Origin of the sequence: Massilia sp. LXY-6 (genome assembly GCF_051233485.1) — a bacterium.
Classification (GTDB): Bacteria; Pseudomonadota; Gammaproteobacteria; order Burkholderiales; family Burkholderiaceae_D; genus Telluria.
The window spans coordinates 59,990-78,519 of record NZ_JBKFGF010000005.1 but is presented as its reverse complement, the minus strand read 5'-3'; the positions used below and the strand labels follow the sequence as shown (position 1 = coordinate 78,519).

General features: G+C 64.7%; 19 protein-coding genes and 1 tRNA gene. 11 read left to right on the top strand and 9 right to left on the bottom strand.

The genetic code is table 11. The features are described from left to right. Positions 1–113 precede the first annotated feature (113 nt). From ACI48D_RS02870 to pepN, 3 genes are all read right to left on the bottom strand, one after another. Positions 114–189 (bottom strand) — tRNA-Thr (locus ACI48D_RS02870). Between the two features lie 75 nt (positions 190–264). Beyond that, positions 265–1,266 carry a class 1 fructose-bisphosphatase gene (locus ACI48D_RS02865; RefSeq protein ID WP_435569701.1) on the bottom strand — a complete coding sequence of 334 codons (1,002 nt, stop codon included), beginning with the start codon at positions 1,264–1,266 and terminating at the stop codon, positions 265–267. A 64-nt stretch (positions 1,267–1,330) separates the two neighbouring features. Next, positions 1,331–3,985, bottom strand: a complete 2,655-nt coding sequence (gene pepN, locus ACI48D_RS02860; protein WP_435569700.1) for an aminopeptidase N — start codon at positions 3,983–3,985, stop codon at positions 1,331–1,333. Between the two features lie 210 nt (positions 3,986–4,195). Between pepN and ACI48D_RS02855 the strand changes: the two genes are divergently transcribed. Further along, positions 4,196–4,834, top strand: a complete 639-nt coding sequence (locus ACI48D_RS02855; protein WP_435569699.1) for a DUF4136 domain-containing protein — start codon at positions 4,196–4,198, stop codon at positions 4,832–4,834. Between the two features lie 124 nt (positions 4,835–4,958). Here the strand turns inward: ACI48D_RS02855 and ACI48D_RS02850 are convergent, their stop codons facing one another. The 4 genes from ACI48D_RS02850 to ACI48D_RS02835 are packed head-to-tail and all read right to left on the bottom strand — an operon-like array spanning position 4,959 to position 7,426. Beyond that, positions 4,959–5,108: a hypothetical protein gene (locus tag ACI48D_RS02850; protein WP_435569698.1), complete on the bottom strand. Its 150-nt coding sequence runs from the start codon at positions 5,106–5,108 to the stop codon at positions 4,959–4,961. Between the two features lie 4 nt (positions 5,109–5,112). Beyond that, on the bottom strand, positions 5,113–6,087 hold the full coding sequence (locus ACI48D_RS02845) for a quinone oxidoreductase family protein (protein ID WP_435569697.1): 975 nt from the start codon (positions 6,085–6,087) through the stop codon (positions 5,113–5,115). Between the two features lie 17 nt (positions 6,088–6,104). Continuing rightward, positions 6,105–6,482 (bottom strand): methylglyoxal synthase, encoded by a 378-nt coding sequence (locus ACI48D_RS02840; RefSeq protein ID WP_435569696.1) that lies wholly within the window; start codon positions 6,480–6,482, stop codon positions 6,105–6,107. 23 nt (positions 6,483–6,505) lie between these two features. Continuing rightward, positions 6,506–7,426 carry a DMT family transporter gene (locus ACI48D_RS02835; RefSeq protein ID WP_435569695.1) on the bottom strand — a complete coding sequence of 307 codons (921 nt, stop codon included), beginning with the start codon at positions 7,424–7,426 and terminating at the stop codon, positions 6,506–6,508. Between the two features lie 130 nt (positions 7,427–7,556). Here ACI48D_RS02835 and ACI48D_RS02830 point away from each other — a divergent pair, with 130 nt between their 5' ends. The 3 genes from ACI48D_RS02830 (at position 7,557) to purD (ending at position 10,456) form a co-directional block, all read left to right on the top strand. Next, a complete protein-coding gene (locus ACI48D_RS02830) occupies positions 7,557–8,327 on the top strand; it encodes a DUF2182 domain-containing protein (protein WP_435569694.1) in 771 nt (256 codons plus the stop codon). Between the two features lie 113 nt (positions 8,328–8,440). Then, positions 8,441–9,166 carry a YebC/PmpR family DNA-binding transcriptional regulator gene (locus tag ACI48D_RS02825; RefSeq protein WP_435569693.1) on the top strand — a complete coding sequence of 242 codons (726 nt, stop codon included), beginning with the start codon at positions 8,441–8,443 and terminating at the stop codon, positions 9,164–9,166. A gap of 21 nt (positions 9,167–9,187) precedes the next feature. After that, positions 9,188–10,456 (top strand): phosphoribosylamine--glycine ligase, encoded by a 1,269-nt coding sequence (gene purD / locus ACI48D_RS02820; RefSeq protein WP_435569692.1) that lies wholly within the window; start codon positions 9,188–9,190, stop codon positions 10,454–10,456. Here purD and ACI48D_RS02815 read toward each other — a convergent pair. Then, on the bottom strand, positions 10,404–10,853 hold the full coding sequence (locus ACI48D_RS02815; protein ID WP_435569691.1) for a GIY-YIG nuclease family protein: 450 nt from the start codon (positions 10,851–10,853) through the stop codon (positions 10,404–10,406). The two genes, purD and ACI48D_RS02815, sit on opposite strands and share 53 nt — an antisense overlap. A 161-nt stretch (positions 10,854–11,014) precedes the next feature. Here ACI48D_RS02815 and hemF point away from each other — a divergent pair, with 161 nt between their 5' ends. The 7 genes from hemF to ACI48D_RS02780 all read left to right on the top strand — a co-directional run bounded on the left by hemF (position 11,015) and on the right by ACI48D_RS02780 (position 17,703). Continuing rightward, a complete protein-coding gene (gene hemF / locus ACI48D_RS02810; RefSeq protein ID WP_435569690.1) occupies positions 11,015–11,926 on the top strand; it encodes an oxygen-dependent coproporphyrinogen oxidase in 912 nt (303 codons plus the stop codon). Next, the gene (locus ACI48D_RS02805; RefSeq protein WP_435569689.1) at positions 11,923–12,612 is read left to right on the top strand and encodes a nicotinate-nucleotide adenylyltransferase; all 690 of its coding nucleotides are present in this window, start codon (positions 11,923–11,925) and stop codon (positions 12,610–12,612) included. Before hemF ends, ACI48D_RS02805 begins: the two co-directional genes overlap by 4 nt. Then, entirely contained in the window at positions 12,612–13,358 is a 747-nt protein-coding gene (gene rsfS / locus ACI48D_RS02800; RefSeq protein WP_435569688.1) for a ribosome silencing factor, read from the top strand. The genes ACI48D_RS02805 and rsfS overlap by 1 nt, the downstream gene beginning before the upstream one ends. A gap of 19 nt (positions 13,359–13,377) precedes the next feature. Continuing rightward, positions 13,378–13,848 (top strand): 23S rRNA (pseudouridine(1915)-N(3))-methyltransferase RlmH, encoded by a 471-nt coding sequence (gene rlmH, locus ACI48D_RS02795; RefSeq protein WP_435569687.1) that lies wholly within the window; start codon positions 13,378–13,380, stop codon positions 13,846–13,848. A 20-nt stretch (positions 13,849–13,868) separates the two neighbouring features. Beyond that, positions 13,869–14,489, top strand: a complete 621-nt coding sequence (locus ACI48D_RS02790) for a Maf family protein (protein WP_435569686.1) — start codon at positions 13,869–13,871, stop codon at positions 14,487–14,489. Between the two features lie 330 nt (positions 14,490–14,819). Next, complete coding sequence (gene rng / locus ACI48D_RS02785) at positions 14,820–16,292, top strand: ribonuclease G (RefSeq protein ID WP_435569685.1); 1,473 nt, start codon at positions 14,820–14,822, stop codon at positions 16,290–16,292. A gap of 307 nt (positions 16,293–16,599) precedes the next feature. After that, entirely contained in the window at positions 16,600–17,703 is a 1,104-nt protein-coding gene (locus tag ACI48D_RS02780; RefSeq protein ID WP_435569684.1) for a glycosyltransferase family 9 protein, read from the top strand. Between the two features lie 4 nt (positions 17,704–17,707). Here the strand turns inward: ACI48D_RS02780 and ACI48D_RS02775 are convergent, their stop codons facing one another. After that, complete coding sequence (locus tag ACI48D_RS02775; RefSeq protein ID WP_435569683.1) at positions 17,708–18,529, bottom strand: substrate-binding domain-containing protein; 822 nt, start codon at positions 18,527–18,529, stop codon at positions 17,708–17,710. Position 18,530 lies beyond the last annotated feature (1 nt).

The following is an 18,530-nucleotide window of genomic DNA, read 5'->3' as shown; positions in this document are numbered from 1 at the left end:
CAGTATTGCTGTGGGCGGGTTACACAGCGGTTACACCGAGGCCGAAGTACGGCCAAAAAGAAAAAAGGGTTACACGCTTTCGCCTGTAACCCTTTGATCTTACTGCTGAATTTTGGTGCCGCTGACCGGAATCGAACTGGTGACCTTCGCATTACGAATGCGCTGCTCTACCGACTGAGCTACAGCGGCGGGGAGTCGTATTCTAACAAACAACTACGCAAACTTGCTAGTCCGGCTCGGCAATTTTGCGCGTTGTTCGGAAAATTACTCCTGATGGTAGCTGGTGACGCGCTCCACCTCGCTCTTCGAGCCAAGGAAGACCGGCACGCGCTGGTGCAGCTTGGTCGGCGGAATGTCGAGGATGCGCTGGCGGCCGTCGGTGGCGGCGCCGCCCGCCTGCTCCACGATGAAGGCCATCGGGTTGGCTTCGTACATCAGGCGCAGCTTGCCCGGCTGGGACGGATCGCGCAGGTCGGCCGGGTACATGAAGATGCCGCCGCGGTTCAGGATGCGGTGCACGTCGGCCACCATCGAGGCGATCCAGCGCATGTTGAAGTCCTTGCCGCGCGGGCCGGTTGTACCGGCGAGCATTTCGGAAACGTAGCGCTGGACCGGCGGATACCAGTGGCGCTGGTTCGACATGTTGATCGCGAATTCCTTGGTTTCTTCCGGAATCTGCAGGTTCTTCTGGGTCAGGACCCAGGAGCCCATCTCGCGGTCCAGGGTGAAGCAGTGCACGCCGTCGCCGGTGGTCAGCACCAGCATGGTCTGCGGACCGTAGACGGCGTAGCCGGCCGCCACCTGCTTGCTGCCGGCCTGCATGAAGTCGGCTTCGGTCGGCGCGGTCATGCCTTCCGGCGCCTTCAGCACCGAGAAGATGGTGCCGATCGAAACGTTGACGTCGATGTTCGAGGAGCCGTCCAGCGGATCGAACAGCAGCATGTATTCGCCCATCGGATAGCGGTTCGGGATCGGGTGGATCGATTCCATCTCTTCCGAGGCCATGGCCGCCAGGTGGCCACCCCACTCGTTGGCTTCGAGCAGGATTTCGTTCGAGATCACGTCGAGCTTCTTCTGTACCTCACCCTGGATGTTCTCGGTATTGGCGCTGCCCAGGATGTCGCCGAGGGCCCCCTTGCCGACCGAGTGGCTGATGGTCTTGCAGGCGCGCGCCACCACCTCGATCAGGAGGCGCAGCGAAGCCGGGATGTTGTTGTGGAGGCGTTGCTCCTCAACCAGGTATTGAGTCAGGCTGACACGTTTCATGGACTTCCTTCGTTCGTTTGAGTTCGTTATGCGGAAGGTGGGCACGGGGTGCCCACCATTGGCATCAATTGGCGAGTGCTTTGGTGACTACTTCGCGCACGTCGTTCGACAGCTTGGCCTGGCCGGCGACCTGCTGTAGCGCCTTCTTCATGTGGACCTGCAGGGCCGGCGCATAGCGGCGCCAGCGGTCCATCGCGCGCGACAGGCGGCTCGCCACCTGCGGGTTGAGCGCGTCGAGCGCGATCACCTGCTCGGCCCAGAAGGCGTAGCCGCTGCCGTCCGGGGCGTGGAACTGCACCGGGTTGTTGAAACAGAAGGCGGCGACCAGGCTGCGCGCGCGGTTCGGGTTGCGCAGCGTGAAGGCCGGATGCTGCATCAACTGGCGGACGGTGGCCACGTCCGTGGTCGAGGCCGTCGCCTGCATCATGAACCACTTGTCGACCACTAGCGCCTCGCCCTGGAATTCGTCGTAGAAGCGCTGCAGCGCATCCGGGGCGCCGGGCGCGCGCGCATGCACGAGGGCGCCCAGGGCGGCGATGCGGTCGGTCATGTTGGAGGCATCGATGAACTGGCGCTGGGCCAGGGCGATCGATTCCTCGTCCGGGGCCGCGCACAGGTAAGACAGGGCCAGGTTCTTCAGCGCACGCTTGCCGATCGAGGCGGCGTCCGGGCTGTATTCGCCCGGCGTCTGGTTGGCCTGGTACTGGGCCAGCAGCTCGGTGCGCAGGCGGGCGCCGATGTCGGCGCGCACGAACTGGCGCGCGGTATGGATTGCCAGCGGATCCACCACGTCGAGCTGGTCGGCGATCATGGTTTCCGAGGGCAGCAGCAGGGCCTGCTCACGGAAGGCCGGATCGAGGCTCTCATCAAGCAGCATCTTGCGCAGGGCCTCGACGAACACGTCGTCCAGGTCCAGGCCATCGGCGCCACCGTTGGCGCCGGCCATGCCGGTCAGCTTGAGCAGGCGGCCCATCGCCAGGCGCTGGCCGGCTTCCCAGCGGTTGACCGGATCGCTGTCGTGGCTGAACAGGTGCACCAGTTCGGCGTCGCTGTAGCCGTGCCGCAGGATCACCGGGGCCGAGAAGTCGCGCAGGATCGACGGCGTCGGCTGTTCCAGCACGTCGGCGAAGACGAAGGTCTGGTCGGCTTCGGTGAGCTCCAGCACCGCCGTCGTGCCCTTCTGCTGGCCGTCGATAATCAGTAGCAGGTCGTTGCCGGCCTTGCCCAGCAGGCCGACGGCCACCGGGATGTGGAAGGGCAGCTTGTCCGGCTGGCCGGGGGTCGCCGGGCAGGATTGCGTCAGGCGCAGCGTGTAGGTGCGGGCGGCCTCGTCGTAGCGGGTCTCGGCCTGCACGACGGGCGTGCCGGCCTGGCTGTACCAGCGCTCGAACTGGGTCAGGTCGCGGCCGCTGGCGTCGGCCATCGCCATGCGGAAGTCGTCGCAGGTGACGGCCTGGCCGTCGTGGCGGGCAAAGTACAGGTCCATGCCCTTGCGGAAGCCGTCGCGGCCCAGCAGGGTCTGGACCATGCGGACCACTTCGGCGCCCTTCTCGTACACGGTGACGGTATAGAAATTATTAATTTCGACGAAGGAGTCGGGGCGCACCGGGTGGGCCATCGGGCCGGCATCTTCCGGGAACTGGGCCTGGCGCAGGGTGCGCACCTGGTCGATGCGGGTGACGGCGCGGCCGGTGCTCGTTCCGATCATGTCGGCCGAGAATTCCTGGTCGCGGAACACGGTCAGGCCTTCCTTCAGCGACAGCTGGAACCAGTCGCGGCAGGTGACGCGGTTGCCGGTCCAGTTGTGGAAGTATTCGTGGCCGACCACCGCTTCGATGCCCTGGAAGTCGACGTCGGTGGCGACGCGCGGGTTCGCCAGCACGAACTTGGTGTTGAAGATGTTCAGGCCCTTGTTCTCCATCGCGCCCATGTTGAAGTCGCCGACGGCGACGATCATGAAGCGGTCGAGGTCGAGCTCGAGGTCCCAGCGCTCCTCGTCCCAGCGGATGCTGTGCTTGAGCGACTGCATCGCGTAGTCGGTCTTGTCGAGGTTGCCCTCCTCGACCCACACCTGCAGCAGGGCCTTGCGGCCATCCTTCAGCGGGAAGCTCTCTTCCTGGCAGACCAGGCGCGCCGCCACCAGCGCGAACAGGTAGGACGGCTTCTTGAACGGGTCTTCCCACTTGGCGTAGTGGCGGCCGCCGGGCAGTTCGCCCTCCTCGACCAGGTTGCCGTTCGAGAGCAGCACCGGATATTTGTCCTTGTCGGCGCGCAGCATCACGGTGTACTTCGCCATCACGTCCGGACGGTCCGGGAAATAGGTGATGCGGCGGAAGCCCTCGGCCTCGCACTGGGTGTAGAAATTGCCGTTCGAGACGTACAGGCCGCTGAGGGTCGTATTGCTCTCTGGAACGCAAATCGTCTCGATTTCCAGCGTGGCGGTTTCCGGCGCGTCCGGAATGCGCAGCACGCTGCCTTCGATCACGTAGGCGCCCTCGTCCAGGGTCTTGCCGTTCAGGCGGATCGCCACCAGTTCAATATCCTCGCCGACCAGTTCGATGTCGCGCCGGCCGCTGTCCGGATTGCGGCGCAGGGTCAGGCGGTTGGCGACGATGGTACGGGCCGGATCGAGGTCGAAACCGAGTTCGACGGTGTCGATCAGGTAGCCGGGGGCAGTGTAGTCCTTGCGGTAGATGGTCTGGGGCGTATCGGTGCGCATGGTTGGGGTCCGCGAACGATGGTGGAATGAATGCTTATTTTACCAATAGCGGCGGCACACTTCGATTCCAATGTTCCGCTGGGCTTCCGATGTATCGCACTGTACACCTCGTAAGCCCTGGTAAATGTTGCAGCGAAAATTGAACATCAAGGGTAAGCTGTACTCCTGAGAAATACCGATAACATAAAAGACAGACAGATGGAGCACATCATGAAACGCACAATGATCGCGGCGGTGGCGTCGGTGAGCCTGCTGCTGGGCGGCTGCGCGACCACCATCCGCAGCGACGTCACCACCTTCCACCAATGGCCGGCCCAGATCCCGGACAAGAGCTATGCCTTCGAGGCCCCGGCCCCGCAGGACAACACCCTCGAGCTGCAGAACTACGAGAACCTGGTGCGCGGCCAGCTGGCGCGCCTGGGCTTCCACGAGGCCGCGCAAGCGCCTGCCCTGAAGGTGGCGCTGCGCTTCACCACGGTCGATGTGCCGACCCAGGTCGTGCATCCGTCGTATGCGCCCTTCTATCCGTATTCGGCGCGCTTCGGCTACGCCGGCCTGCACCGCCGCTACTGGGGCGGCGGCTGGTACAACCCGTTCTACGACCCGTTCTGGGGGCCGGTGCCGCGCTACGACGTGGAAGAAGAGCACCGCTACCACCGCCAGGTGCAGATCTCGATCGCCTCGGCGGCGGACCACAAGCGCCTGTTCGACGTCACGGTGCGCAACGTCAGCAAGACCATGTCGACCCCGGCCGTGATGCCGGCCCTGGTGCAGAGCGCATTCGAAGGTTTTCCCGGACCGAACGCCGGGGCGCGGGTGATCGAGTTGAAGCAGCCGCAGAACAGCTGATCCCATTCGTCATTCCCGGCATTGCCGGAAATGACTTCCCGCGCGGGCGGGAATCCAATTTGCGTGCGCAGTGATGCATACGACCCTGGATTCCCGCATGCGCGGGAATGACGTTTCGGCGCGTTCAGGCCAGGTAGCGCTCCGACGCCACCGTAATCGCAACAATCAGCAGGATCGCCAGCGCCAGCACCGCCAGCAGGCGCCCGAAGCGCGGGCTGTCGTCCTGCTGCGGCTCGATCGGCGGTTCGTTGTTGTCGTCGCTGAACTCTCTCATGGCTTCATGGCAGAAGAATGGTCTTGCCGGTCGTGCGCCGCGATTCCAGCGCGATGTGGGCCTGGGCTGCGTCCGCCAGCGGGAAACGCTGGTGGATCTCGATCTTGATCTGGCCGCTGCTCACCATCTGGAACAGGTCGGCCGCCATCGCCTCCAGGTCTTCGCGCCTGGCCGCGTAGGTCTGCAGCGTCGGGCGCGTGATGTAGAGCGAACCGCGCGACACCAGCTCGGACAGCGAGAACGGCGGCACCGGCCCGGACGAGTTGCCGAAGCTGACCATCAGCCCCAGCGGCTGCAGGCAGTCGAGCGAGCGGATGAACGTGTCCTTGCCGACCGAATCGTACACCACCGGCACCTTGGCGCCATTCGTGATCTCCAGCACGCGCTGCACCACATCCTCGGTGTTGTAGTTGATGACGTGCGCCGCGCCGTGCTGCCTGGCCAGCTCCGCTTTCTCGTTGGACCCCACCGTGCCGATCAGGTTCACGCCGAGCGCGCGCGCCCACTGGCAGGCGATCAGGCCGACGCCGCCGGCCGCGGCGTGGAACAGGATGGTGTCGCCGGCCTTCAAAGGATAAGTGCGCCGGAACAGGTATTGCACGGTCAGGCCCTGCAGCATCATCGCGGCGCCGGTCTCGAAGTCGATCCCGTCGGGCAGCTTGACGAGGATATCGGCCGGCATCACCCGCAGCTCGCTGTAGGCGCCGTTCGGGCGCGACGCATAGGCCACGCGGTCGCCCGGCCTGACGTGGGTCACGCCGGGGCCGACCGCCTCGACCACGCCCGCGCCCTCATGTCCCAGGCCGCCCGGCAGCGGCGCCGGATACAGGCCGTTGCGGAAGTAGACGTCGATGAAGTTCAGGCCGATCGCATGGTTGCGCACGCGCGCTTCACCGGGACCGGGCTCGCCCACTTCGACGTCGACATATTCCAGCACCTCGGGACCGCCGGTGCGCGCATAACGGATCGCTTTTGCCATCTTCGTTTCTCCTTGTGTCAGGACAGTTCCATCAATCGGGACAGGACCAGGCGCGCGCTCGAGACATTCGTCGCGCACGGGATGTTGTGCACGTCGCAGGCACGCACCAGGGCGTTGATGTCGGGCTCGTGCGGCTGCGGGGTCATGGGGTCGCGCAGGAAGATCACGCAGTCGATCTCGCCGTTGACGAGGTGGGCGCCGATCTGCAGGTCGCCGCCCAGCGGGCCCGAGTGCATGCGCGCGACGTCCAGGCCGAGCTCGTTGATCAGGCGGCCGCCGGTGGTGCCGGTGGCGGTCAGCGTGCAACGGCGCAGGAAGTCCTGGTACTCGGCGGCGAGCGCGATCATGTCGTCTTTTTTCTTGTCGTGGGCGATCAGGGCGATACGTGGTTTCATGCTCTCATGTTCCCTTCCGTGGTTTATTTTTTCAGCGACAGCATATAGATCCCCGCCAGCACCAGGCCGGTCCCGGCCAGCTGCACGGTCGTGATCGGCTCGCCCAGCAGCGCCCAGCCCAGGAACAGCGTGGACACCGGGCCGATCATGCCGGCCTGCGAGGCGGTCGCGGCGCCGATGCGCTGCACCGCGACCATGGTCATGAAGACCGGGAAGATGGTACAGAATATCCCGTTCACGAGCGAGAGTCCGTAGACCTGCCAGGGCTGGACCAGCAGCGCAGCCGGGCGCAGGATGAAGAACTGCGCGATGCAGGCCACGCTCGAGACGCACATCGCATAGGCCACCAGGCGCAGCGAACCGATGCGCCGGACGATCTCACCGGTGCCCAGCAGGTAGACCGCATACGCGACCGCCGAGCCCAGCACCAGCAGCGAGCCGGTCACGATGCTGCCGGCGCCGCCCTGGATGTCATGCACGAATACCAGCACGATGCCGCAGTAGGACAAGCCCAGCGCCAGCCACTCCATCCTGCCGATGCGGCGTTTCAGGAACATCGCGGTAATCAGAAGCACGAAGGTCGGGGTCAGGAACAGGATCAGGCGCTCCAGCCCGACCGAGATGTACTGCAGCCCCAGGAAGTCGAGGTAGCTGGACAGGTAGTAGCCGACCAGGCCCAGGCCCACCAGGCGCCAGCGGTCGGACACCAACAGGGGCGGCTGAGTCCGCATCTTCCAGATCGCCACGCCGGCAAACACCGGAAGCGAGAACAGCATCCTGAAGGCGATCAAGGTTACTGCGTCGATGTGGTAGCGATACAGTAGTTTGGCGACTACCGCCTTCGTGGAAAACAGAACGGCGCCGCCAATGGCAATGGCCAGGCCGGCAACCAGGGCCGGACGTGGGATCGGCGCAACGGAAGTGTCAATTGCAGTTTTGCTCATCGGACAATTGTAGATCGATTCCGCATTCCCGGCTGAGGGCGGCTGCGAACGCCGGCGGAACGCGCCGGTCCAACCACCGCTGACCACGACAAACGAGGCTATCCATGATTCGCCGAAGGAGTCCGTCCAGATGAGCAACGCGGGCGGTCTTGGCCGCAGCAGCTCCGAACGGGCCGTCGTACTGGCCCTGCTCGGAGTGCTCGCGGCCCTGTGCTGGGCATATCTGCTGTACCGCGTCGGCCGCCTGGCGCCGATCGGCCTGGGCGCGGCCGGCAGGACGGCGGCTGCGCCCTACCACAGCAAGGACCTGGGGCTGCTGTACGCGCTCTGGGTGGTCGTGTTCGCGGCCATGATGCTGCCGGCGGCGACGCCCTCGGTGCTGCTGTACGCGCGCGTCAAGCGCCTGCGGCGCGAACGCTGGGTCTATCCCGGCACGCTGGCCTTCGTGCTCGGCTACCTGTTCGTCTGGTGCTGCTGCGCGCTGGTGGCCACCCTGGCCGGCTGGCAGCTGCACGACGCCGGCGCGCTGGACGAAAGCATGGCGATCTCCCATCCCACCGCCGGCGCACTGGCGCTGGTGGCCGCCGGGGTCTACCAGTGGACGCCGGCCAAGCACGTCTGCCTGGACAACTGCCGCACGCCGCTGGCCTTCGTCCTGACCCACTGGCGGCGCGGCGCCTGGGGCGCCTTCCGGATGGGCGTCACCGATGCCCGCTACTGCATCGGCTGCTGCTGGCTCTTGACGTCGCTGGTGCTGCCGGCCGGCGTGCTGAACCTGCCCGTAATCTGCGGCCTGATCGCCCTGATCCTGGCCGAAAAACTCCTGCCCGGGGGCCACCTGCTGGCCTGCGCGACCGGCCTTGGACTGGTGGCCTGGGGCACTACCCTGTTGTTCCCATGACAGTTTTTGAGCAAGGGGCCTATGCTAAAATGTCGAGGATTATTTTTATCAGGGACCTCGCAAAACCGTAGCGCAGCAGGTTTGATGAGGCCCCGTTCTAAGGAAGACTCGACATGGCTGGACACAGCAAATGGGCCAACATCAAGCATAAGAAGGCCGCCACCGACGCCAAGCGCGGCAAGATCTGGACCCGACTGATCAAGGAAATCACGGTAGCGGCCCGCATGGGCGGCGGCGACGTGAATTCCAACCCGCGCCTGCGCCTGGCCATCGACAAGGCGGCCGACGCCAATATGCCGAAGGATAACGTCACCCGCGCCGTGCAGCGCGGCGCGGGCGGCCTGGAAGGCGTCAACTACGAAGAAATCCGCTACGAAGGCTACGGCATCGGCGGCGCCGCGATCATCGTCGACTGCATGACCGACAACCGCGTGCGTACCGTGGCCGAGGTGCGCCATGCCTTCAGCAAATTCGGCGGCAACATGGGTACCGAAGGCTCGGTGTCCTTCATGTTCAAGCATGTCGGCCAGTTCCTGTTCGCGCCGGGTGTCGACGAAAACAAGCTGATGGAAGCGGCCCTGGAAGCCGGCGCCGACGATGTCCTCGCGGACGACGAAGGCGGCTTCGAAGTGCTGTGCGACCCGAACGCCTTTGCCGGCGTCAAGGACGCGCTGGAGAAGGCCGGCTTCAAGGCCGACTCGGCCGAAGTCATCATGAAGCCGGACACGGAAACCGTGTTCACCGGCGAAGACGCGCAGAAGATGCAGAAACTGCTCGACGCCCTGGAAAACCTGGACGACGTGCAGGAAGTGTATACGAACGCCGTCATTGAAGAGTAAGCAGTCAAACGAAGGCCTCACATGAAAATCCTGGTAGTCGGCTCTGGCGGCCGTGAACACGCCCTGGCCTGGAAACTGGCCCAATCCGATCGCGTCCAGATGGTCTATGTCGCACCGGGCAACGGCGGCACGGCGCGCGATGCGCGCCTGGTCAACATCGACATCACCGAGCCAAGCGCACTGGCCGACTTCGTGGTGGCCGAACACGTCGCGCTGACCCTGGTCGGCCCGGAAGCGCCGCTGGCGGCCGGCATCGTCAACCTGTTCCGCGCGCGCGGCCTGAAGGTCTTCGGCCCGACCCGCGAAGCGGCCCAGCTGGAAAGCTCGAAGGACTTCGCCAAGGCCTTCATGGAGCGCCACGGCATCCCGACGGCGAAGTACCAGACCTTCTCCGACGCTGGCCAAGCCCATGCCTACATCGACGCCAACGGCGCCCCGATCGTCATCAAGGCCGACGGCCTGGCGGCCGGCAAGGGCGTCGTCGTCGCGATGTCGCTGGAAGAAGCGCACCAGGCGGTCGACCACATGCTGTCGGATAACCGCTTCGGCGACGCCGGCGCGCGCATCGTGATCGAGGAGTTCCTGGCCGGCGAGGAAGCCAGCTTCATCGTCATGTGCGACGGCAAGAACGTGCTGGCGCTGGCCACCTCGCAGGATCACAAGCGCCTGAAGGACGGCGACCAGGGCCCGAACACGGGCGGCATGGGCGCCTACTCGCCGGCGCCGATCGTGACGCCGTCGATGCATGCGCGCGTGATGCGCGAGATTATCAACCCGACGATCCAGGGCATGGCCAAGGACGGCATCCCCTACACCGGTTTCCTGTACGCCGGCCTGATGATCGACGCCAACGGCGTCCCGAAGACGCTGGAATTCAACTGCCGCATGGGCGACCCGGAAACCCAGCCCATCATGGCGCGCCTGAAGAGCGACTTCGTGACCGTGCTGGAGCACGCCTGCAACGGCACGCTGGACACGGTGGAACTGGAATGGGACCGCCGTACCGCGGTGGGCGTGGTGATGGCGGCGGCCGGCTATCCGGACGACCCGGTCAAGGGCGACACCATCGACGGCATCCCGGCCGAGACGCCGGAATGCGTCACCTTCCACGCCGGCACCCGCCTCGTCGGCGGCACCCTGCAAACCTCGGGCGGCCGCGTGCTGTGCGTGGTGGGCCTGGGCGACAGCGTCAGGATGGCGCAGAAGCAGGCCTACGACACCGTCGAGAAGATCCACTTCAACGGCGCGCAGTACCGCCGCGACATCGGCTGGCGCGGCCTGAAGCAGTAATTCTTCTGCTTGCTCGACAAGAACGGGACGTTGGCCGATGGCTGCGTCCTGTTTTTGTTTTCCCGTCGCCCCCGCGCAGGCGGGGACCCAAGGAAAAGCCAAACCAAGCGGCAATATCAGCGTAGAGATCACGCCAATCAGGATTCATTCCCTGAATGAGATTCACCTTCCAATCCCGATTCCACTTTTTGATTCGCTTTTCCCGAGAAATCGCCTGCACGATTTCGGTGTGAATTTCAAACCAGACGAGCAGCTTGACTCCGTATAGCTGCGTGAAGCCTTCGACGACGCCTTCGCGATGTTGCCACACCCGCTTTACGAGATCCGAGGTAACTCCGATATACAAGGTGCCGTAGGGCTCGCTTGCCATAATGTAGACGTAGCTAGATTTGTCCATCGCGATATCGTCCCACTCTGAGTCGATGTGGCGATGATGGCTATCAATGATGCGCCATGGGTACGCGGCGAACTGGGATTCCCGCCTTCGCGGGAATGACGGTTCAGGAGGCAGTAGTGTACAATCCCCGTTCATTTTTTCAGCCACCACCTCATTCCCACATGTCCACCCCGAATCCTGCCGCCGTCAAGGCCTGGCTGCTCGACCTGCAGGCGCGCATCGTGCAGGCGCTGGAGGAAGTCGACGGCAAGCCGTTCTTGCGCGACACCTGGGAGCGTGCCGAAGGTGGCGGCGGAATCTCGCGGCTGATCGAGGAAGGCGATGTATTCGAGCGCGGCGGGGTGAATTTCTCGCACGTGCGCGGCGCCAGCCTGCCGCCGTCGGCGATGGCCGCGCGGCCGGAACTGGCCGGACGCGCCTGGGAAGCGATGGGCGTGTCGCTGGTGCTGCATCCGCGCAATCCACATGCCCCGACCGTGCACATGAACGTGCGCTTTTTCGAGGCGACCGCCGAGGGCAAGGAGCCGGTCTGGTGGTTCGGCGGCGGCATGGACCTGACGCCCTACTATGCCGACGAGCTCGATGTGCGCCACTTCCACCGCAGCTGCCGCGATGCGCTGGCGCCCTTCGGCGCGGACCTGCATCCGCGCTTCAAGCGCTGGTGCGACGACTATTTCTACCTGAAGCACCGCAAGGAAGCGCGCGGCGTCGGCGGCGTCTTCTTCGACGACTTCAATGAACTCGGCTTCGACCAATCGTTCGCGATGGTGCAAAGCGTCGGCGCCGGCTTCCTCGACGCCTACCTGCCGATCGTGCGGGCGCGCAAGGACCAGCCTTATGGCGAGCGCGAACGCGACTTCCAGGCCTATCGCCGCGGACGCTATGTCGAGTTCAACCTGGTCTGGGACCGCGGCACCCTGTTCGGCCTGCAGTCGGGCGGACGCACCGAGGCGATCCTGATGTCGATGCCGCCGATCGTGAAATGGCGCTACGACTGGCATCCCGAAGCGGGCAGTCCCGAGGCGAAGCTGTATAGCGACTTCCTCGTCCACCGGGATTGGCTGGCTCCGTGACGCTCTGCGCGACCTCCTGCATCGCGCTGCTGGGAGGCAGTTTCGACCCCGTGCATCATGGCCATGTCGCCCTGGCCGAACTGTTTGCGCGGCAGTTGGCGCCCGATGAATTGCGCATCATGCCGGCCGGACAGCCGTGGCAGAAGAAGGCCGGCCTGCAGGCCAGCGATGCCGACCGCGTCGCCATGCTGGAACTGGCTTTTCAGGAAGCCGCATTCCAGCCGGTCATCGATACCCGCGAAATCGCGCGCCACACCCCGACCTACACGGTCGAGACCTTGCGCGAGCTGCGCGCCGAACTCGGACCGGACGCATCGATCGTGTTCCTGATGGGGGCCGACCAGTTGCAGAAGCTGGACAGCTGGCGCGACTGGAAGGACTTGTTCGCGCTGGCGAACTTCGGCGTCGCCGCCCGCCCCGGCTACCGGCTCGATGCCGCTGCCCTGCCGCCCGCGGTGGCGCAAGAACTGACGCCGCGCTTTGCCACCCCTGAGGAGGTGCGCGCAAGCAAAGCAGGACGGGTATGCCTGGCGCACACGCTGGCGGTCGATATCTCGGCCACCGAAGTGCGTGCGGCCTTGCATGAAGGCGCGGATGCGGATGCGACAGGGCGGGCAAAGCTAAGCGCGCTCCTTGCGCCGCAAGTGCTAGACTATATTCAACAACACCACTTATACAAGAACTAATGGATATCAAGAAACTGCAAACGCTTGTCGTCGACGCCCTCGAAGACGTCAAGGGCCAGGACATCGCCCTGTTCGACACGACGAACCTGACCAGCCTGTTCGACCGCATCGCGGTCGTGTCGGGCACGTCGAACCGCCAGACCAAGGCGCTGGCCGCCTCGGTGCGCGACAAGGTCAAGGAAGCAGGCGGCGATGTCGTCGGCCTCGAAGGCGAAGACACCGGCGAGTGGGTGCTGGTCGACCTGGGCGACATGATCGTGCACATCATGCAGCCGGCGATCCGCCAGTACTACCGCCTCGAAGAAATCTGGGGCGAGAAGCCGGTCAAGCTGGGCGCGGCCAAGCGCAAGTCGAGCGTGGAAGCGGTCGAAGCCGCCGCGGCGCCGAAGACGGCCAAGGGCAAGCACCTGGCGGCCAACCAGGAGCAGCCGGAAGCCAAGCCGGTCAACGAGCGCAAGCCGGCCGCCAAGCGCGCCACCGCAGCGTCGAAGACGGCCGCTGGCGAAGGCAAGGTCGCCGCCAAGCGCGCTTCGACAGCGTCGAAGACGAGCCCGGCCACGCCAAAAATCCCGACCGGCGCCCGCGTGAAAGTGGCCGTGTCGAAGACCGCCGCCGCATCCGCTGCTGCCGCGAAAGCCGCGAAGGCCGCCGCACCGAAGCGCGCGACCAAGGCTGCCGCGCCGGCCGCAGAGGGCGCAGCACCGGCCAAGAAGGTCATCCGCCGCATCAAAAAGGCTGATGAATAATTTGTTCGGATAAGCTTCGATGCAGTTGATGATTGTCGCGGTCGGCCACAAGATGCCGGCCTGGATCGAGACCGGCTTTGCCGAGTACGCCAAGCGCATGCCGCCCGAGCTGCGCATCGTACTCAAGGAAATCAAGCCGGTCGAGCGTTCCGGCAGCAAGACCGCGGCCACCGCCATGGCGCTCGAACGCGAGCGCATCGAAGCCGTGCTGCCGAAGGGGGCACGCCTCATTGCCCTCGACGAGCGCGGCAAGGACCTTACCAGCGTCGGCCTGTCCCAACAGCTGGAAGCCTGGCAGCAGGACGGACGCGATTGTGCCTTCCTGATCGGCGGCGCGGACGGCCTCGACCCCGAGCTGAAGGCACGCGCCGCTGGCCTGATCCGCATTTCGAGCATGACACTGCCACACGGAATCGTGCGCGTGATGCTGGCGGAACAGTTATATCGTGCCTGGTCGATCACCCAAAACCACCCTTATCACAGAGTCTAGGAACTGCGCTTCCTCTCCCGATGAAACTGCTCGATAAAAAAATCTACCTCGCTTCGAAGAGCCCGCGCCGGCGCGAACTGCTACGCCAGGTGGGTGTGGAATTCGAACTGCTCAGCCTGCGTTCGGATCCCGCGCGCGGCGCCGACGTCAGCGAGGACGAGCGTCCCGGCGAGTCGCCGCTCGACTATGTGGCCCGGGTGGCGCGCGAAAAAGGCGCGTTCGCCTTGAACGTGCTGCACCTGCGCCGCCAGCCGCTGCGCCCGGTGCTGTCGGCCGACACCACCGTCACCATCGACGGCGAGATCCTCGGCAAGCCGGCCGACAGGGACGAAGCGGCCGCCATGCTGGAGCGCCTGTCAGGCCGCACCCACCAGGTGCTGACCTCGGTGGCCCTGCACCATAAGGACATCGCCGAACAGGTGACCCAGGTGTCCAACGTGCGCTTCGCCACGCTGAGCCCGGCCACCATCAAGGCGTATTGCGCCACCCCCGAACCCTACGACAAGGCCGGCGCCTACGGCATCCAGGGCCTGGCGGCGCTGTTCATCGAGCATATCGAAGGCAGCCATTCGGGCATCATGGGCCTGCCCGTGTTCGAGACGGCGCAGCTGCTGCGCAAGGCCGGGCTGCAGCTGCTCTAGCCTGTCGCGCGCCTGGCTCGAGAACATGGTATTGGCCTTCTCCTGCGCGCGACGGATCACGCGCGCCAGTTCGTCAGCGTTGCCGACAGCCAGCTGGTAAATCCGGCGCGACGGCCTTGATCAAGTTCGAGGTCCAAGTGCATGCTGATATCTCCTGAATTGGTATTCACGCATTGTGGGTAAGCTTGGATCGGGGCTTGATGAGGTGTCGCAAGCCCTGCACCGGAACTCGTGATGCCGCACATGCCGGCCAGTCCCTGCCAAGCGTCATCTCCTCGCGTTCCAGCGTGTATGATGGCACCCTGAACAATAACTGCACGGCCGAGCCCCATGACTGAAGACATCCTGATCAATATCACCCCGCAGGAAACGCGCGTCGCGCTGGTGGTACAGGGGGCCGTGCAGGAGCTGCACATCGAACGCACGCTCACCCGCGGGCTGGCCGGCAATGTCTATCTCGGCAAGGTGGTGCGGGTGCTGCCGGGGATGCAGTCCGCCTTCATCGACATCGGCCTGGAGCGCGCCGCCTTCCTGCACGTGGCCGACATCTGGGAAGCCCGTCCGCACGACGGCAACGGCAATGGCAACGCGGCACCGACGCCGATCGAAAAGATCCTGTTCGACGGCCAGGTGCTGACCGTGCAGGTCATCAAGGACCCGATCGGCACCAAGGGCGCGCGCCTGTCGACCCAGATCTCGATCGCCGGCCGCATGCTGGTCTATCTCCCGCAGGACAAGCACATCGGCATCTCGCAGAAGATCGAGAAGGAATCCGAGCGCGAGGCGCTGCGCGCGCGCATGCAGGGCCTGCTGCCGCCGGAGGAAAAAGGCGGCTACATCGTGCGCACCCAGGCCGAGGACGCCTCGGATGCCGACCTGGCCGCCGACATCGACTACCTGCGCAAGACCTGGGGCGCGATCACCAGCGGCGCACGCACCCGCCCCGCCACCAGCCTGCTGTACCAGGACCTGAACCTGGCCCAGCGCGTGCTGCGCGACTTCGTGCACGACGAGACGGCGGCGATCCTGGTCGACTCGCGCGAGAACTACCTGAATCTGGTGGAGTTCGCCCAGGTCTACACGCCCAGCGTGCTGTCGCGCCTGCAGCACTACACCGGCGAGCGGCCGCTGTTCGACCTGTACGGCGTCGAGGAAGAGATCCTGCGCGCACTGGGCCGCCGCGTCGACCTGAAATCGGGCGGCTACCTGATCGTCGACCAGACCGAGGCGATGACGACGATCGATGTGAACACCGGCGGCTTCGTCGGCGGACGCAATTTTGCCGACACCATCTTCAAGACCAACCTCGAAGCGGCGCATGCGATCGCGCGCCAGCTACGCCTGCGCAACCTGGGCGGCATCATCATCCTCGACTTCATCGACATGGAGAACAACGAGCACCGCAACGCCGTGCTGGCGGAGCTCAAGAAAACCCTGTCGCGCGACCGTACCAAGGTCTCGGTGAGCGGCTTCTCGGCGCTCGGCCTGGTCGAGATGACCCGCAAGCGCACACGCGAGTCGCTGGCCCACATCCTGTGCGAGCCCTGCCCCGCCTGCGGCGGCAAGGGACAGGTGAAAACCTCCCGCACCATCTGCTACGAGATCCTGCGCGAGCTGCTGCGCGAAGCCAAGCAGTTCAACCCGCGCGAGTTCCGCATCCTGGCCTCGCAGGAAGTGGTCGACCTGTTCCTGGAAGAGGAATCGCAGCACCTCGCGATGCTGGGCGACTTCATCGGCAAGAAAATTTCGCTGCAAGTCGAAAAAGGCTATCACCAGGAACAGTACGACGTGATCCTGATGTGATCTTTACACGTCATGTTTGCCGGGTACGCCGCGTGCATTTGCCGTACTGCTCAGATCCTGTTGCTACTTCCGGACAACAGCGTTAAATATATGGCCGAGGGCAACGCGGTTGGCCAGTTTGGACTACAATTCGTGACAATTGCTTGATATTTCGAGAGTCGGTGGTACCGCGGTCCAAGCACTGTGCTTGCAGGAGCGACCAGCCGACCGACAGGCGCTGCGGATTCCAAAAGGACCCGCAGGCTTCATGATTGAACACTGGCGGCGTCGGCCACGGCTTGAGCTGACTAGCGACCCGTAAGAGACAATGAACGACCCACTCATTCCTTCCGATTTGCTGAAGAAATCGGACAAGATCCTGTTCATCGCCCACCTGGCGCTGGGCGACTATACCTATCTGCAGAACTGCTTCCAGGCGTTCGCGCGGGCCTACCCGCACCTGAAGCTGCACCTGTGGGTCGACGAGGTCCGCCGCACCAATGACGCGTCGCAATGGCCGCACCTGAAGAAGAATGTGCTGTACGACTGGCTGGCAGCCTGCGATTTCATCGACAAGGTCTACAACCAGAACTACTCGCCCGAGCTGTTCGAAGCCTCGATCAAGGATGCCCGCGAAGAGCACTACCCGATCGTGGTCTCGCTCGGCACCCTGCGCCCGCACTTCTACGCCAACCTGGCGCGCCGGATCAGCCCGGACGGCTTCGTGGTCGGCCTGAAGAAGCCGATGCGCCTATCCGGCCTGCCCCACTACTTCACCTACCGCAAGCTGGACGTCGCCCTCGATCCGGACGTGGCCGACCGTTCGAGCGCGCCGCACATCAGCGACGTGCACGCGGAATGGTTCCGCCTGCTGGCGAACGTCGACATTCCGCCGCGCGAGCGGATTCCCTTCGTCCACATCCCGGAACGCTTCATCGAGGGCGCCAGGGCCCGCCTGCACGAATGGGGCTTCGACAAGCGCCAGGGCAAGCTGGTCTTCATCAACCCGTTCGCCAAGACCCGCAAGCGCTGCTGGCCGGTCGAGCGCGTGGCCGAACTGATCACCACCATGCGCGGCCAGCCGGGATGGCGCGACGCCTGCTTCATCGTCAACGCGGTGCCGCAGGAAGTCGGGCGCGTGAAGACGATGCTGGCCGAGCGCCAGCTGGACCGCACCGAGCTGTTCAGCGCCAACGAGAATTTCTTCCAGCTGCCGGCCATGCTGGCGCAGTGCGACCTGATCGTCTCGGTGGAAACCGCCGTGATGCACTTGGCGAACGCGGTCGGCGTGCCGGTGGTGGCGCTGATGCGCCAGAAGACGCCGGAATGGGCGCCGGTCGACAAGGCCAACAGCACCGTCATCACGGCCCATCAGCGCCGCGACTGGGTCAAGGCGATCCCGGTGCAGGATGTGATGCACGCGCTGGCGTGACGGATTACTTGCCCGCCGACGGGAAGAACAGCTGTTCGCCGGCCGGCTTGAATGCCGCGATCTTCGCCTGCCCTTCCGGCGAGGTGATCCACTCGATCAGCTGCGTCGCGCCCTTGTAGTTAATACCCTTGTGCTTCTCCGGGTTCACGGCAATGATGCCGTAGGGGTTGAACATGCGCTTGTCGCCTTCCACCACGATCGCCAGGCCGGTCTTGGCCTTGTAGGCGCCGTAGGTGGCGCGGTCGGTCAGGGTATAGGCATTCATTTCGGCCGCCATGTTCAGCACCTCGCCCATGCCCAGGCCGGCCGACACGTAATTGGCGCCTTGCGGCCTGGTGCCGACTTCCTTCCAGTAGGCCTTTTCCATCACGTCGGTGCCGGAATTGTCGCCGCGCGAGATGAACTTCACGTTGGTCGACGCGATCTTTTTGAATGCGCCGAGCACGTCGTGCATGCCCTTCACGCCGGCCGGGTCCGAGGTCGGGCCGACCACGATGAAGTCGTTGTACATCACGTCATGGCGGTCGATGCCCCAGCCCTCGGCGACGAACTTGTCTTCGAGCTGGCGCGCGTGCACCAGGGTGACGTCGACGTCGCCGTTCTTGCCCAGTTCGAGGGCCTTGCCGGTGCCGACCGAGATCACCTTGACCTTGATGCCGTATTTCTGCTCGAAGCTCGGCAGCAGGTAGGCCAGCAGGCCCGAATTCTCGGTGCTGGTGGTGGTGGACAGGCGCAGTACCTTGGCATCCTGCGCCTGGGCCGGCGCATAGGACATCCCGAGGGTGCTACCCAGGACGAGGGCAATGCTGAACAAACGGCGTTGCATG

Bases quoted from the DNA above. Each gene is read 5' to 3' on its own strand.
- ACI48D_RS02815 (WP_435569691.1), bottom strand. From the start codon at position 10,853: ATGGACAAATCTAGCTACGTCTACATTATGGCAAGCGAGCCCTACGGC.
- ACI48D_RS02775 (WP_435569683.1), bottom strand. From the start codon at position 18,529: ATGCAACGCCGTTTGTTCAGCATTGCCCTCGTCCTGGGTAGCACCCTC.
- rng (WP_435569685.1), top strand. From the start codon at position 14,820: ATGACTGAAGACATCCTGATCAATATCACCCCGCAGGAAACGCGCGTC.
- ACI48D_RS02845 (WP_435569697.1), bottom strand. From the start codon at position 6,087: ATGGCAAAAGCGATCCGTTATGCGCGCACCGGCGGTCCCGAGGTGCTG.
- pepN (WP_435569700.1), bottom strand. From the start codon at position 3,985: ATGCGCACCGATACGCCCCAGACCATCTACCGCAAGGACTACACTGCC.
- ACI48D_RS02830 (WP_435569694.1), top strand. From the start codon at position 7,557: ATGAGCAACGCGGGCGGTCTTGGCCGCAGCAGCTCCGAACGGGCCGTC.
- rsfS (WP_435569688.1), top strand. From the start codon at position 12,612: ATGGATATCAAGAAACTGCAAACGCTTGTCGTCGACGCCCTCGAAGAC.
- ACI48D_RS02780 (WP_435569684.1), top strand. From the start codon at position 16,600: ATGAACGACCCACTCATTCCTTCCGATTTGCTGAAGAAATCGGACAAG.
- purD (WP_435569692.1), top strand. From the start codon at position 9,188: ATGAAAATCCTGGTAGTCGGCTCTGGCGGCCGTGAACACGCCCTGGCC.
- hemF (WP_435569690.1), top strand. From the start codon at position 11,015: ATGTCCACCCCGAATCCTGCCGCCGTCAAGGCCTGGCTGCTCGACCTG.
- ACI48D_RS02790 (WP_435569686.1), top strand. From the start codon at position 13,869: ATGAAACTGCTCGATAAAAAAATCTACCTCGCTTCGAAGAGCCCGCGC.
- ACI48D_RS02850 (WP_435569698.1), bottom strand. From the start codon at position 5,108: ATGAGAGAGTTCAGCGACGACAACAACGAACCGCCGATCGAGCCGCAG.
- ACI48D_RS02840 (WP_435569696.1), bottom strand. From the start codon at position 6,482: ATGAAACCACGTATCGCCCTGATCGCCCACGACAAGAAAAAAGACGAC.
- rlmH (WP_435569687.1), top strand. From the start codon at position 13,378: ATGCAGTTGATGATTGTCGCGGTCGGCCACAAGATGCCGGCCTGGATC.
- ACI48D_RS02865 (WP_435569701.1), bottom strand. From the start codon at position 1,266: ATGAAACGTGTCAGCCTGACTCAATACCTGGTTGAGGAGCAACGCCTC.
- ACI48D_RS02855 (WP_435569699.1), top strand. From the start codon at position 4,196: ATGAAACGCACAATGATCGCGGCGGTGGCGTCGGTGAGCCTGCTGCTG.
- ACI48D_RS02825 (WP_435569693.1), top strand. From the start codon at position 8,441: ATGGCTGGACACAGCAAATGGGCCAACATCAAGCATAAGAAGGCCGCC.
- ACI48D_RS02835 (WP_435569695.1), bottom strand. From the start codon at position 7,426: ATGAGCAAAACTGCAATTGACACTTCCGTTGCGCCGATCCCACGTCCG.